We start from the raw sequence: 14,474 nt of genomic DNA, 5'->3' as shown, positions 1-14,474 counted from the left end.
CGGGGGGGGGCGGGTCGCTCCGGGGGTTCTCCCCCCGCCCCCGGCCCCCCCCCCCCCCGCGCGCCCCCCCGGGGCGCGCGGGGGGGGCCCCCCCCCCCCCCCCCCCCCCGACTCCGGTCAGACGGGCGGCAAGGATCATTCGCTCCATCGGTAGGTCAAGGCCAAGAACACTGTGTTCGGCGTCGATGAAGACGAAATCCAGACCCCAGTTTCCGGCAATTTCGACCGCTGCGGGCGCGCCGGAATAGACGTTCATGCCAAAGGTGGGCTGACCCAGCTTCTCACGCAGGCTCATTGCGTGGCCTCCATGGCGCAGATGCCGTAATCCTGCGGGCGGCGATCGCGGAAGGGGTGAACCTCGTAGACGCCCGGATCGCGGATGATGGATTTAACCTGTGCCTGACCCGGATCGATGTCGACGCTGAAAATACCATCGGCCATGCCTGCATTGATGATTTCCCCCCCGTCCGGGCCGATCACGTGGCTCGAGCCCATGAACTGCATGCCGTCATCCAGATCGTTGCGATTGGCCGACATGAAATAGACGAAGTTTTCGGCGGCGCGGACGCGGCTGAAGAGATCGGGCAGGATGCGTGCCGCCTCAGGCCATGCGGCGGGCAGAACGATCAGTTCTGCCCCGTGCAGAGCTAGCGTCCGGGCCACCTCTGGAAAGCGGATTTCATAGCAGATCGCGATTCCAATTCGCCCGATTTCGGTATCGAAAACCGACGGGCCCGCGATTTCGGGAATATCCACGAAGCGGTCACCGATCATGAAGGGCAGGTGCATCTTGTGATGCAGCCCGATGATGCCGTCTGGCCCGATCAGGGCGGCGGTGTTCAAAGCCTGCGCATCACGCTTTTGATAAAAACCCACGACGACATAGATGCCGGTTTCGCGAGCGACCGCCACGATCGGGTCAAGATCGCCGCGTTCGATGTCGATCGCGGCGGCCAGCAGACTGTCACGGTCATCGAAGGATCCGCCGGTCAGAAAGCATTCCGGAAAGGCGATCAGGCGCGCTTCGGTGGCGGCAGCCTGGCGTGATTTTTCCGCCACCAGACGGGTCGTGGCGGCAGTATCGCCGTGAATGGGTGAGAATTGAGCGAATGAAATCTTCATGCAGCAGATCCGATTTGGAGGAGGGAAGGGGGGGCTAGAGCCCCCCGGCGTTCATTCCAAACTGAAGCCCACCGCGTCGAACACGGTCTTGGTCAGTTCGGGGTCGAATGTGGCGGAATATTTCGCGATGACGGGCCGCACGGCGTCCTTCATCCGCTGCAATTCGGCGGGTTCGATCTCGGTCACGGTGTTGCCTGCCTCGCGAATGGCCTCTAGTGCCGAGATCTGCGCATCGCGGGAAATCTGCCGCTGCTCAATAGCAGTTTCACGCGCGACTTCGGTAATCATGGCCTGTTCGTCGGGGGTCAGCTTGTCCCAGAACGGTTTTCCGATAAGCACGATCTGAGGGTTGTAGTTGTGACGGGTATTCGACAGATATTGCTGAACCTCGTAATATTTCGAACCGTAATTGAAGGGCGCGGTTGATTCCTGTCCATCAACTGCGCCGGTCTCAAGTGCGGTATAAAGCTCTGTCACCGCCATAGGGGTCGGGTTCGCGCCAAGCGCGGCCCACATATCGACCAGCAGTGGGTTCTGTTGCACCCGCACCTTCAGCCCCGAGATATCCTCAAGTGTCTTCACCTCGTGCCGGTTGTTGCTCAGCATCCGAAAACCCTGTTCCCAGAACGCCAGACCGATCACACCATGTTCGGGCAATTTGTCGATCAGGAATGTTCCGACTTCGCCATCCAGAAGCTGATCGACCACTTCGACATCCTGATAGATGAAGGGCAGATCCAAAATGCCGAAATTCTGGTCCTGCGTAATCATATTGCCCGCGTTCCAGACCATCATTTCGACCACACCGCCCTGCAGCGACGACAGCACCTGAACGTCGCCGCCCAGAACGCCATTCGCGAAGACGCGGGCATTCAGCTTGCCGCCGCTACGCTCTGCCAGCTTTTCGGCAAAGATGTGCATGCCCAGAACCGGCGGCGTGCCTTCTTGTCCGGTTGCTGCGAATTTGATGGTGTGGTTGTTGATTTCCTGCGCATGGGCGGCAGAAACGACTAATATGGCAGCCAGAATTCCGATCAGTGACTTCTTCATGTTGATATCCATGTTGAGGTGGGTTGAAGGTGTTGGCGCCCCTTAATGTGAAATCCAGGATGCGGGGACGGTGACCAGTTCAGGGAACAGGACCAGCAGGAACAGGATGATGATTTCCGCGAGAAAGAAGGGCAGGGTGCCTTTCACCAGCGTCTCGTAATCCATCTTCCCGACCGCACAGACGACGTTCAGAACCGTGCCGACAGGGGGAGTGATCAGCCCGATGGCGCAGTTGATCATGAACAGCACACCGAAATAGATCGGATCAACCCCGGCGGCGTCCACGACCGGTACAAGGATCGGGCCCAATAGCAGAATGGTGGGCGTCAGGTCCATTGCGGTGCCAACGATGATGATCAGAACCATCAATGCAAAGACCAGCAGTTTCGGATGTTCCATAAGCGGCTCGACCAGGGCGATGACCTGACCGGGAATATCCGCGATGGTGATCATCCACGCGGGGATTGCCGCGGCGGCGACCAGGAACATTACTCCGGCGGCGGTCTTGCCTGCCCGGAAGACCAACTCGATTAGATCGTCGAAGCTGAGTTCGCGATAGATGAACATGGCGACACACAAGGAATAGGCAGCGGCCACCCCGGCGGCCTCTGTCGGGGTCACAATACCGAAGCGCAAACCGACGATGATGATGATGGGCAGCATCAGCGCCCACAGGCTGTCCGCAAAGGTGCGGCCGCATTCCGCCCAAGTCGCGCGCGGCTGCGGCGTCACATCTTCGGAGCGGGCTACGATATACCACGCAACGGCCAGCGCCAAAGCGATGATGATGCCTGGCGCGATACCTGCAAGAAACAGTTTGCTGATCGACAAGTTCGTGGCGACGCCAAAGACGATAAAGCCGATGCTGGGCGGAATGATCGGGCCGATGATCGAGGCCGAGGCAATCAAGCCTCCCGCCCGTTCCTTGCTATGGCCGGCAGCAACCATCATCGGCAAGAGCAGCGCCGACAGAGATGCAGCATCCGCCAGTGCCGATCCCGACAGGCTGGACAAAAGCACGCCCGCAAAGATCACGACATAGCCCAGCCCGCCACGGCGATGCCCGACCAATGCCTGCGCCAGTGCGATGATACGGCGCGACAGACCGCCCGCATTCATCACCTCACCCGCAAGGATGAACAGCGGAATGGCGATCATCGGGAAGCTATCGACGGCGTTTAACAGGTTTTGTGCGATGATTTGACCATCGAACAATCCCATCTGCCACATCAATGCCGCGCCTGTGACGATGAGGGCATAAGCGATCGGGGCACCGATCGCGATGATTAGCAGAAGTGTGCCTGTGAATAGCGCGAGGGTCATTTTGACACCCCGTCAGCCATCAGGCGCACGGCCTCATCTTCATCTTCGCCGGCGGCGACGATCAGGTTGGCGTCAGACAGACGGCCCGTCACCAGTGCGATCAACTGCCAGATCAGGAATAACGCGCTGGCGGCCGCAAAGAAAACGCCTGCCGCATACATCAGACCGATGGGCAGCCGCGTTGCCGGGGAAAAGACGTGCAGGTTGATCATCATCTGCTGCCAGCTTCCGGTCAGTAGCAGCCAGGTGACAGAAAGCATCACGGCGTGGGTCGCGGCGAAGGCCAGCTTGCGCAGCGGCACCGGCAGACGGCGAACCAGCATTTCGACCCCGATATGGCCGCGTTCATAAAGAACCAGCAGGGCACCAACGAAGGTCATCCAGACATACATCAGCCCGGACAGCCCCTCGGACAGATAGATGCCGGTATTGAACGCATAGCGCAGAACGACATTGGCAAAGATCAGGAAAAGCATCCCGAACATGCAGGCGATGACGATCCAGCGTAGCAGCGCGAGATAAAACTTGCTGAAGGCAGCCACGTTCCCTCCGTTCGCATAAGGAAGGGCGAACCCCCCATTTCGACCAAGGACGCATGATCAAGGCCGACCGATACTGATCAGGCCAGCGACTGCCGCGATTCAGAATCGGGCTACCGCGCATCCCTCCCTGAGAGGAAGGGATAAGTCAGTTGTATGATGACTGTCAACATATGAATTAATCGGCTTGCAGCTTGCGATACCTTTCAAGGCTGCCTGCAAGGTGAAAGCGCATTGCCTCGCGCGCGCCTACGACGTCACGGCGGACGATTGCCTCTGCAATACGACGATGTTCGTCCAGCATTTTCGACAGATAATCCCGCGTGATCTTGGGAACCGAGGCATGGATCAACTGGCTGCGCGGAATGATCACCGGCCCGATGAACGACATGAATCGCGGCATGTAGCCGTTGCCGGTCGCCTGCGCGATTGCCATGTGGAAGGCAAAATCCAGCTCGCGCGGTTCTTCGGCGAAAGCTTCGATATCATCCGCCATGGCAAGCGTTTCGTGGATATGATCCATCTGCCCACCTTCACGGCGCTGAGCGGCCAGACCCGCCGCTTCGACCTCGACCCCCAAGCGAAGCTCAAGGATTTCCAGTATCTGGGCAAGTTCACCTGCCTCGTCGGCGCTGATCTTCAACGTCAGCCCACCTTGACCTGACACAAAAACGCCGACCCCCTGTCGGGACTCGACCAGACCTTCGGACCGCAAATGGGCAATCGCCTCGCGCACCACGGTGCGACTGACATTGTAAATGTCGCAAAGCTGGGCTTCGATGGGGATGCGCTCACCAATCGGGTATTCACCATTCTCGATCCGCTCTGCGATATCGCGCGCCACGATCGAAGACAGACTGTCACGCCTGCGTTTCATCCCATACTCCAGCCATCAGACATCATATAACTAGCTATGCGATTTTGCCTACCGGCTGCAACCGTATGGAGCAGGTCGCGTAACGAGAAACGGGGAGCTGCTAACGCAGCCAAGAACATTACCCTTGCCGGCTTGCGTTCGGCCGGCTTGAGTTACGCTGGAGCACACGCGATCAGAGCTAGGAAATCCTGATCCCTTCGATGGCGTTCAGGAATGCCAATTCTTCGTTCTTCGGCGCGAAGCCGTTCCGGTTGATCCTGCCGGATCCCGGCAGGATCAACGAAATGATTGAAGCCTGGATCGGGGGGCGCCGGGAGCGGCTTATCGGGACTGCCGCCGATCCGGAGCCCTGCTTCGTCAAGACGGCGAAGATGACCGGCACTAACATGGCTTATTGCCAGAACACCTTCCACGAGGCCGGGTGCACGGCGATCCTGCGCTATGACATCTACAATCCCTGGACCGGGAAGGGAGCAATTAAAGGACTGCCGCCTCACAGCCCGCACAATCTCCGTGACGTGCTGGCGACGCCCATCCTGAAGCAGACTGGCTCCTATGAACAGGCGAGCTACGCCGTCCAGGACACCGCAGAGATAATTGCACATCACTATGGGCGGTTCCCGCCGCCTCGGTCCAGACCGAAGGGCGAGCGGTCATTCGCAAATGCATGCCGGTAATGCCACACGCTTTGAATCCGCCAGCCACTTTCATGGCCACCAGATGAGCACAGGCGCATAACGGCATCCAGCAGATGCGCTCGACAGCCTGAAAACGGCGGGAGCGGTGGCGTGATTTATGGTCGTGTTTTCCGCCAGGGGCGGCTCAACTTCCGGTGCCATTCTCCCAATCCAACGCTTCGAAACGGGTCAGGGCTTTGAGGCGGTCGTAATCCGCAGCGGTCGTGCCCATGACCCCGAACGGGGCGCCTTGCAGCGCGGCGGGGGAAAAGGGCAAGACCTTGCCACCTGCGGCCTCGATCAGCGCATAGGCGGCAAGGCAATCCCACAGGCTCATCCGGGGTTCGCAATAGCCGACCAGCCGACCAGCAGCCACATAGGCCAGCATCAACGCGCCGGAACCATAGCGCACCCAGGCGATCCCCTCGGCCGCCAATTCACCGTGAAGCTGCCCAAGACGCGCAGGCGGCACGCGGTCATTGCCTCCCAGACCCAAAAGTCCCGAGGATAGATCGAAGCGCCGCGTCACATGGATCTGTTGCCCATTGAGCGATGCGCCACACCCGCGCGCGCCCAGGAACATCTCACCAAGTGCGGGGGCGAAGACGGCGCCAAGCAGGGGGGTGCAACTGTCATCCATCAGGCCGATGGAAACGCACCAGCCTGGCAGACCGTTCAGGAAGGGTGCGGTTCCGTCGATGGGATCGACCACCCATGTCAACCCGCTTTCCCCCGGTGTGTGGCCATACTCCTCGCCCAGCATCGCGTCGGTGGGAAAGGCGGATTGCAGCTTTTCCCGGATCAGTGTCTCGACCTCACGATCGGCGTTCGAGACCATGTCGGTCAGGCTGCGCTTGGTCTCGATGGCAAGGCCGTCGCGGCGACGGAAATGGTCATGAGCAAGGGATCCAGCCAGACGCGCAATGGTTTCCGCCTGTGTCAGCCGCGCTGTCAGGTCGATCTCTGTCATCATATTGTCTGCATCCTTTCGCGTTTCATGAGATCAGCGCCACGCCGCCGCCTCGGAATTGCAGCCCGACCGGCCTGCCTGGTGGAATTGCCTCGGTGCGGTCTCCATCGATGACGAAAAGCCGGCCGGCGGGGCCGTCGATTTCGTATTCGATATGATCGCCCAGATAGGCGGCACTGACGACCCGCCCCTCGATACCCCCGCTATCAGAGCCGACGGTGAAGGCGTTGGGGCGTGCGGCCAGTCGGGCGGGACCGGGGCGGGTATCGCGGGCGGGAAGTGTCAGTTCCTCGCTGCCCACGCGAATTCTGGCCAGACCGCCTGTCACCTCGCGGATCTCGCAATCGATGACATTCGCCTCGCCGATGAAATCCACGATAAACTCGGATGCGGGTGCCTCGTAAAGCTCACGTGGGGTGCCGGCTTGAGCGATTTTTCCATCCTTCATGACGACGATGCGGTCCGAAACCGCAAGCGCTTCGTCCTGGTCGTGGGTGACATAGACCGCAGTGAAACCCAGCCTTTGCTGAAGCTCGCGGATCTCGGTGCGGACGCGGCGGCGCAAGCGGGCGTCAAGATTGGATAGCGGCTCGTCCAGCAGCAGCACCTGCGGCTCCAGCACCAGTGCACGGGCCACCGCGACCCGCTGTTGCTGACCGCCGGAAAGTTCGGAGGGCAGGCGGTCCCCAAGACCGTCGAGGCCAACCAGTTCCAGCCCGCGATTTCCCGCCTCGCGAGCCTGCGCGGGTTTCATGCCGCCCGATTCCAGCCCATAGGCGATGTTCTCCGCCACCGTCATATGCGGAAACAGCGCATAGCTCTGGAACACCATGGTGACATCGCGGCGATTGGGCGGCAGGCGGGTCACATCCTGTCCGCCGATCAGGACCGAGCCCCTCGTCGGCGTTTCCAGCCCCGCCAGCATCCGCAATGTCGTGGTCTTGCCGCAGCCGGACGGGCCAAGCAGCGTCACCAGTTCGCCGGGCTCGATCCGCAGGTTCAGGTCAGGAATGGCGGTGAAACCACCGTAATCCTTGCCCACCGCCCGGAACTCGACCGCGCCTCTTTCGGGATTGCTCATGCTGCTGCCTCCTTGTTGACGGGTGGAGTTGACCTGCGGCGCAGGCGGCGGTCTCCGATCAAAAGTTGAAAGCCGCCGATCACGGCGATCATCACCACGATCAGCACCGAGGAGTAGGCGATGGCCACCCCGTATTGCCCGTTCTCGACCAGCCCGACGATATAGGCGGTCGCCATGTTGTACTTGGCCGAGACGAGGAAGATCACTGCTGAAATCGAGGTGATGGCGCGCACGAAACTGTAGACGAGCGCGGCCATGATCGCCGGGCGCAGAAGCGGCAGGATCACGTGCCTGAGCGTGCGGCCCGAGCTTGCGCCAAGCGTCAATGAGGCCTCGTCGAGGCTTCCGTCAAGCTGCGCCATGGCGGCGACGCTGCCACGCACGCCGACCGGCATGTTGCGGAAGACAAAGCAGGACACGAGGATCAGCGCCGTGCCGGTCATCTGGATCGGTGGCAGGTTGAAGGCCATGATATAGCTGATGCCGATGACGGTGCCGGGGATGGCAAAGCTCATCATCAGCATGAACTCGAACATCGCTTTGCCGGGAAAATGCTGCCGCGAGATCAGCCAGCCGGTCAGCAGTCCCACCGCCGCCGTCAGCGGGGCAGCGATCAGCGCGATCAGCATGGTCGTCCAGAAACTGTTCCAGGCCACGCCCGACCAGCGAAAACCTCCGTCGAAACTGACCCCGAAGGCGCGGATGTAATGGTCCAGCGTCAGCGTGTGATCCAGCCCCCACAACTTGAAGAAGCCGCCGAACAGGATCATTGCGTAGACGATTGCGGTGAACAGGCTCCAGAGCGTCACAATGCCGATCACCGGAAAGGCGACACGCGCCGGCAAGAGCGCATGGGTGCCGCCATCGCCCTTGCCGCCAACGGTGGCGAAATTGCGCCCGGTCAGCCAGAGCCGCTGCGCCAGGAAGGCCGACAGAGTGAAGAACAACAGTACCGCCGCGAGCACGGCGGCGCGGGAAGGATCGTTCTGGGCGCCGACGACCGAAAAGAAAATCTCGGTCGACAGCACACCGCCCGAGCCGCCCAGTACCAGCGGATTGCCGAAATCGGCCATGCTCTCGATGAAGCCGATCAGGAAGGCATTGGCCAGTCCCGGCGCCATCAGCGGCAGCGAGATTCTGCGGAATGTCCGCCAGCGTCCGGCGCGTAGCGTCTGCGAGGCCTCCTCTATTGACGGGCTCACTCCCTCGACCACGCCGATCAGGACGAGAAATGAGATCGGCGTGAAGCTGAGCACCTGTGCCAGCCAGATGCCGGTGAGACCATAAAGCCATCGGCCCAGTTCCCACCCCGTCGCTCCCTCGATCAATTGAGTCAGAGTGCCGGACCGGCCCAATAGCATGGTCAACGCGAGGCCGACGACGAAAGGCGGGGTGATGATCGGCAGGATCGTCAGCAGGCGAAGGCTTTTCTTGAAGGGAAAGTGGGTGCGGGTCGCCACCAGGGCGAAGGCCAGACCCAGCAAGGTTGTCGCGCTGGCCGTGCAGATCGCCAGGAACAACGTGCGCCATGCCACCCCGCAGCTTCCACCTGTCAGGCAGGATAGGCTCCAGATCTTGGGATCATCGATATTGCGCAAGACGCCTTCGGCCGTGAATGAGCCGTCGAAATCCTGGAACGCGCCGGTGAAGATCGACAGGATCGGGTAAAAGACGAACACCGCGACCAGCAGGATCAGCACGGCGATAGAGGTCAGCACGAAAGCGTCGCCCTTCAGCATGCCACGCTCGGCGGCACCGAAGGAAATCAGGCAGGTGAAGAACAGCCCCAGAGCTACCGCGCCCGCACCGAAAGCGGGTTGGCCGGAAATCTCTCCGAAAGTCGTTTCCAGCAGGCTCCAGTTCCAGCCGCGCATACCCGAAGACAACCCCTCCGCCACGAGCCAGACCAGACCCATGATCCCGATGCGGATCAGCCAGCGCCCCCGAAATACGCCCGAGGGTTGCGCGAGGCGCAGACCCGTTGCTGCCACGAAGAGCAAGAGGACGGGCCATAACTGCCAGCGCCCCGCGATCGCCTGGAACGTGCCGGGCCAGAGATCGGGTTCAGAAATGGCGTCGCCGATCCAGCCGAAACCGAAGAACCCGTTCCGGATCTTGTACCAGGGCAAAAGCAGCAGCGACAAAAGCGCAATCCATGAAAGCCGGTCCAGTCGCCGGTTGTCAGCATTCATCCGTTCACCTGTCCTGGCGCCAGTCGGGGAACCGCCGGAATGGCGTTGCATCCCGGCGCTGCCTTACTCGGATGCCCGCCCGCCGATCTCGGAATCCCATCGTGCCAGCAGCGCCTTGCGCCGCTCTGACGAGCCGTATTCGGCGAAGTCGTAATCGATTAGCTTGATCTCCGAGAGGTCGGGGGAATGCTCGGAGGCGGCGGCCTCCTTGTTTGACGGGATCTGATAGGACCCCGCCTCGGGCATCACGCTCTGCACATCCGCCCCGAGCACCCAATCGTAGAAGACCTTGGCCTCCTCGGGGTTCACGGCGCCTTCGATCAGCGACATCGAGCCGACCTCGTAGCCGGTGCCCTCGCAGGGCGCGATGGTCTTGATCGGAAAACCTTCGACGCTTTGCGAGACCGCGTCATGCATGAAGACGATGCCCAGCCCTGCCTCTCCTCGCGCCGCCGCCTTGACGGGGGCGGAGCCGGACTTGGTATATTGCGAAACATTGGCGTCCAGTTTCTTGAGGTAATCGAACGCCTCGTCCTCGCCCATAATCTGCACCAGCGTGGCCAGCGTCGTATAGGCGGTGCCCGAGGAATTCGGGTCAGCGATCTGGATCTCGCCCTTCAGGGACGGATCAAGCAGGTCGGCCCAGCAGGCGGGTTCCTTCAGCCCCTTCTCCTCGAAGAGCTGGGTATTGTACCCCCATCCAAGCGCGCCGCTATAAACGCCGACGGTGCGATGGCCCGAGATCTCGGCCTGCTTGACGGCCCAGTCCCGCAATTCCGGTAGCATCGGCGATTCATATTCCGCCGTCAGTCCGTCGGCGGCGGCTTGCAGATGCGGATCGCCGGTACCGCCCCACCACAGATCGGTTTGCGGGTTGCGCGCCTCGGCCCGGACCTTGGCATAAGCTTCGCCCGAAGACAGGCGGACCATGTTCACGCCAATATCGGAATGCGACGCCTCGAATTCCGAGACCAGCCGTTCGCAGATCACCACATCGGCCGAGCAGATCAGATTCAATTCAGCAGCGCCGGCGGACCATGCCGGTAGGGCAGCAGCGGCTCCGGCCGCGATGGCTGCGGTTTTCATCTTCATCTCTTCTTCCTCCCATTTTCCTTGCCGGAAATTATTGCAATGCTTTGCAATATAGACTTCATCCGAATCGGAAATCTGTCAATAGAAATCAAAATAATCCTTGTTTTATATTGGATATATAGCTTCATGATGATATGAGATGCTGTGCAATAAATGGGCAAGAATTGACCAGAAAAGCTGTCAGTGCAAAAGATGTGGCCGAGCTTGCGGGGGTTTCGCGGGCCGCCGTTTCGCGATGCTTCACCCCGGGGGCAAGCCTGTCGCCCAAGACACGGGAACGGATTTTGCAGGCGGCCGATCAACTCGGTTATCAGGTCAATCGCCTGGCCAGCGGGCTGATCCGCAACGAGACCGGGATTGTCGCCCTGATCGCCGCCGAACTCTCCACACCCTACCGCTCCTCTCTGCTTTCCGCGCTGACCGAGAAATTGCAACAGGCTGGAAAACTGGCATTAACCATCAATACCGATCGCTCGGATGACAGTGTCGAGCAGGCGTTGCGTCACGCGATCAGCTATCGCACCGATGCGGCGATCTTCCTGTCGGGGATGCCGGCGCGGTCTCTGGCAGAGACCTGCCTGCGCAACGGGATGCGGCTGGTACTGATCAATCGTGACGAGGAGCGGCCGGGCTCGCTCCGGTTGCGTCTGAACGACGCCGAAGCGGGAAGGCGCGCGGTAGCACTATTGCTGGCGGCGGGATGCCGGAGATTGGGACTGGCAAGTTCCGCCGCCGACACGCCCAGCCTGACCGAGCGCGAACGCGGTTTTCGCGAGGCGGCCATGACGGCGGGCGTTGAGTTCATCGAGGAGCGGCGCGGGCCGACATCCTATGAGACCGGGCAGGATCTGGCCATGGCGCTGCTTGCGCGGCCTGACCGGCCCGACGGCATCTTCTGCACGACGGACCTGATGGCCTGCGGGATCATCGATGTCGCGCGCTGGCGGTTCGGGATCAGGATCCCGGAGGAGCTGTCACTGATCGGCTTCGACGACATCGCTCAGGCCGGTTGGGAGGGATACACGCTGACCACATTTTCCCAACCGATCGAGAAGATCGCGGCGGAAAGCGTGAACTGGCTCATTTCGGGCGAGCAAAAGAACCAGGCGAAGGAGGTGCTGCTGGAGCCAAAACTGGTCATGCGGCGCACGGTCCGGCAAGGCTTCCAGCCGGTTGCGGGCGAAGGGTAAGATTGCCAGCCCATCGGGTGTCATTCTGACGACACGCGGACTGACAGCATAGCCTTGGCACGATGAGCCCGGTCTTCGGTCATTACATCCGAGATGCCGCAGCCGTATGTTCCGAGGGCTAAGCTGCAGTGTCGCGATGGCTTGGTGAATCACCGAGATAGGCCGTGAGTGGCGAAAACCGTCCATGATCGCCATCAGATTGGGCACTGCATCGCCGCATGACTGCCTGAGAGCCGATTGTTGCCACTCGGCTTCTTCCCGTTTTATATTCACTTGCGACCTTCTGGTGGACATTCCGCGTTCCGGTGGTCAAAATCGGAAGCTGCCGTTCTTTGCGGTGCCTATGAATTCGGCTCAGATGAACTTGCCCGGAGGTCTGATGACAAACGATTTTCTCCATGGCACGGTCCACGAAGCGAGTGAAGACCTTCAAGCAGCAGTGCGCTCGAATCCGAAAGTCTTGACGCAATGGGAAAACCTCACGCCGCTTGGCCGGAATGAGTTCATCTGCTGGGTCGATGATGCGAAACAGGCAAAGACGCGCCAACGTCGCATTGAGCGAACCTGTGACGAATTGCTGGAAGGAAAGAAGCGACCTTGCTGCTGGGCAGGCTGCATTCACCGTACAGACAAGAAGCCAGGCCGATGGCAACAGGCAGTCCTGATCGACAAGCAGGGAAAGAGCCGCCCGTAGATCGATGCCAGTGAACGTCGTCATTTCACTGCACCCGGTTAATAGCTGCCGGACCGCTTGCCACCCCGAAGCAGACACTGATCGCCGCCGCAACAAACCTCTGCTTTTTCCCGCCTTGTACCAATTTGTTCGATCTGTCTCGCGGTGATCTGCATGAATGACCGGTTCAGTGAAGCCGTGCCGCCGCATCGCACAGCATGACCAACGGCGGGTTTCAGCGGACCAAGTCGAGCGGGGGAACGTCTACCTGGTCAGCACGACATGAGTGGCGTGTTTTGTGGGAATGTGTTCGGTACAATGGAAGCCGAGGCTGGCTGTGTCGATATCGGTGAAGAGATTTTCGCCCCTGCCAAGCAGAACCGGACTTATCGCGAGGTGCATCTCATCGACGAGGCCCGCTTCCAAGTATTGCCGAATGGTTGCAACTCCGCCGCCAAGCCGCACGTCCTTGCCTCCGGCTGACGTCCGGGCCCGTTCGAGTGCGGCATGAATGCCAGCAGTGACGAAGTGAAAGACCGTGCCGCCCTCCATCGTGATCGGCTCGCGCGGGTGATGAGTGAGCACGAAGACGTCCGTGTGATAGGGGGGATTGTCGCCCCACCAGCCCTTCCATTGATCGTCCGACCATGCGCCCCTGATCGGTCCGAACATGTTGCGCCCCAGGATCCAGGCGCCGATATTGTCGAAGCCGCGAGCCACGAAATCGTCGTCCGGGCCACTTGTGCCCTCGCCCCTATCCATCACCTTCCTTTGGAAGTTTCGGGTTGGAAACATCCATTTGTGCATGGCCTCACCACCTTCGCCGAGCGGATTGTCGATGGTTTGGTTCGGACCGGCACCGAAACCATCGAGCGACAGGCTGAAACAGCAAACGCGAAGTTTGGACATGATAAATTCCTCCCTTATATCTGATTGCAATAAGCAACTGGTTGTGTTGTTGCATGACTGATCTTATTATGCAACTGGTTTTCGAGGAGGGCGTGAATTGGATATCGAGCGACGGTCTGGCTGCCCGATCAACCTGACCATGGAAGTATTGGGTGACCGGTGGAGCCTGATCGTCATCCGCGACATCATGTTCGGCAATCACCGGCATTTTCGCGATCTGCTGACGCATTCGGTGGAAGGGATCGCGTCGAATGTCCTGGCCGCGCGGCTCAAGCGCCTGGTGAGCCTCGGGTTGCTGGCCAGGCAGGATGATCCCAGCCACAGCCAGAAGGGTATCTACAGCCTGACCGAACCGACAATCCAGTTGCTGCCGGTTCTTGCAATGATCGGCGCATGGGGGTGCAGGTATCTGCCGGTCAGTGAAGAGCTTGGCATTCGCGCGCGACTTCTCGAAGACGGAGGCGCGCCAATGTGGGAGCGGTTCATGGACGAGTTGCGCCTGATCCATATCGAGGATCCGGTCGGCGGCGCCTATGGCCGACATGTGTCGTCCGTCCTTGTTGACCTGACCGCAGCCTATCAACAAATGCAGGACAGGGCGTCCGATGCGTGAGCATTGCCAACTCGAAAAGTGAGGTTCTATGCGTTCCATAGAAACTCGATCAACGGAAAGTACCGAAATAGATAGGCTTGCACAGCTTTGGTATGATAGCTGGCAAGACGCCATGCCAACATCCTGCCAGCAAAGCTGGCCCGGCATTGCACGCTGGAAAAATTTC

At 60.3% G+C, this 14,474-nt stretch carries 14 protein-coding genes and 1 pseudogene; 4 read left to right on the top strand and 11 right to left on the bottom strand.

Features of this window, described 5'->3' with window-relative positions; genetic code table 11:
- The 6 genes and pseudogenes from Q0601_RS16055 to Q0601_RS16030 form a co-directional block, all read right to left on the bottom strand.
- Positions 1 to 295 (bottom strand): annotated as a pseudogene (locus Q0601_RS16055) (hypothetical protein); the annotation flags it as partial.
- Entirely contained in the window at positions 292 to 1,122 is an 831-nt protein-coding gene (locus Q0601_RS16050; protein WP_305290882.1) for a carbon-nitrogen hydrolase family protein, read from the bottom strand. The pseudogene Q0601_RS16055 and the gene Q0601_RS16050, both read right to left, overlap by 4 nt.
- A gap of 51 nt (positions 1,123 to 1,173) precedes the next feature.
- A complete protein-coding gene (locus Q0601_RS16045; protein WP_305290881.1) occupies positions 1,174 to 2,172 on the bottom strand; it encodes a DctP family TRAP transporter solute-binding subunit in 999 nt (332 codons plus the stop codon).
- Between the two features lie 42 nt (positions 2,173 to 2,214).
- Entirely contained in the window at positions 2,215 to 3,495 is a 1,281-nt protein-coding gene (locus Q0601_RS16040; RefSeq protein WP_305290880.1) for a TRAP transporter large permease subunit, read from the bottom strand.
- Complete coding sequence (locus Q0601_RS16035; RefSeq protein WP_305290879.1) at positions 3,492 to 4,037, bottom strand: TRAP transporter small permease; 546 nt, start codon at positions 4,035 to 4,037, stop codon at positions 3,492 to 3,494. The genes Q0601_RS16040 and Q0601_RS16035 overlap by 4 nt, the downstream gene beginning before the upstream one ends.
- 175 nt (positions 4,038 to 4,212) lie before the next feature.
- Positions 4,213 to 4,911, bottom strand: a complete 699-nt coding sequence (locus Q0601_RS16030; protein ID WP_305290878.1) for a FadR/GntR family transcriptional regulator — start codon at positions 4,909 to 4,911, stop codon at positions 4,213 to 4,215.
- A 200-nt stretch (positions 4,912 to 5,111) separates the two neighbouring features.
- Here Q0601_RS16030 and Q0601_RS16025 point away from each other — a divergent pair, with 200 nt between their 5' ends.
- Entirely contained in the window at positions 5,112 to 5,588 is a 477-nt protein-coding gene (locus Q0601_RS16025) for a hypothetical protein (RefSeq protein WP_305290877.1), read from the top strand.
- 145 nt (positions 5,589 to 5,733) lie between these two features.
- On the opposite strand, the gene Q0601_RS16020 is transcribed toward Q0601_RS16025, so the two are convergent.
- The 4 genes from Q0601_RS16020 to Q0601_RS16005 all read right to left on the bottom strand — a co-directional run bounded on the left by Q0601_RS16020 (position 5,734) and on the right by Q0601_RS16005 (position 10,923).
- Positions 5,734 to 6,558, bottom strand: coding sequence for an inositol monophosphatase family protein (locus Q0601_RS16020; RefSeq protein ID WP_305290876.1), 825 nt, complete (start codon positions 6,556 to 6,558; stop codon positions 5,734 to 5,736).
- Between the two features lie 25 nt (positions 6,559 to 6,583).
- Entirely contained in the window at positions 6,584 to 7,639 is a 1,056-nt protein-coding gene (locus Q0601_RS16015; RefSeq protein ID WP_305290875.1) for an ABC transporter ATP-binding protein, read from the bottom strand.
- Entirely contained in the window at positions 7,636 to 9,831 is a 2,196-nt protein-coding gene (locus tag Q0601_RS16010) for an ABC transporter permease (protein ID WP_305290874.1), read from the bottom strand. Before Q0601_RS16010 ends, Q0601_RS16015 begins: the two co-directional genes overlap by 4 nt.
- Positions 9,832 to 9,894: 63 nt before the next feature.
- Positions 9,895 to 10,923, bottom strand: a complete 1,029-nt coding sequence (locus Q0601_RS16005) for an ABC transporter substrate-binding protein (protein WP_305290873.1) — start codon at positions 10,921 to 10,923, stop codon at positions 9,895 to 9,897.
- A 164-nt stretch (positions 10,924 to 11,087) separates the two neighbouring features.
- On the opposite strand from Q0601_RS16005, the gene Q0601_RS16000 reads away from it, so the two are divergent.
- Positions 11,088 to 12,113 (top strand): LacI family DNA-binding transcriptional regulator, encoded by a 1,026-nt coding sequence (locus Q0601_RS16000; RefSeq protein ID WP_305290872.1) that lies wholly within the window; start codon positions 11,088 to 11,090, stop codon positions 12,111 to 12,113.
- A gap of 184 nt (positions 12,114 to 12,297) precedes the next feature.
- Positions 12,298 to 12,807 (top strand): YdeI/OmpD-associated family protein, encoded by a 510-nt coding sequence (locus Q0601_RS24725; protein WP_370656148.1) that lies wholly within the window; start codon positions 12,298 to 12,300, stop codon positions 12,805 to 12,807.
- 243 nt (positions 12,808 to 13,050) lie between these two features.
- On the opposite strand, the gene Q0601_RS15990 is transcribed toward Q0601_RS24725, so the two are convergent.
- Positions 13,051 to 13,695 carry a dihydrofolate reductase family protein gene (locus Q0601_RS15990; protein WP_305290870.1) on the bottom strand — a complete coding sequence of 215 codons (645 nt, stop codon included), beginning with the start codon at positions 13,693 to 13,695 and terminating at the stop codon, positions 13,051 to 13,053.
- A 97-nt stretch (positions 13,696 to 13,792) separates the two neighbouring features.
- Between Q0601_RS15990 and Q0601_RS15985 the strand changes: the two genes are divergently transcribed.
- On the top strand, positions 13,793 to 14,308 hold the full coding sequence (locus tag Q0601_RS15985; RefSeq protein WP_305290869.1) for a winged helix-turn-helix transcriptional regulator: 516 nt from the start codon (positions 13,793 to 13,795) through the stop codon (positions 14,306 to 14,308).
- Positions 14,309 to 14,474: the final 166 nt, after the last annotated feature.

This window comes from Paracoccus wurundjeri (assembly GCF_030678915.1).
GTDB classification, from domain to species: domain Bacteria; phylum Pseudomonadota; class Alphaproteobacteria; order Rhodobacterales; family Rhodobacteraceae; genus Paracoccus; species Paracoccus onubensis_A.
This window is presented reverse-complemented; position numbering and strand designations above follow the sequence as displayed.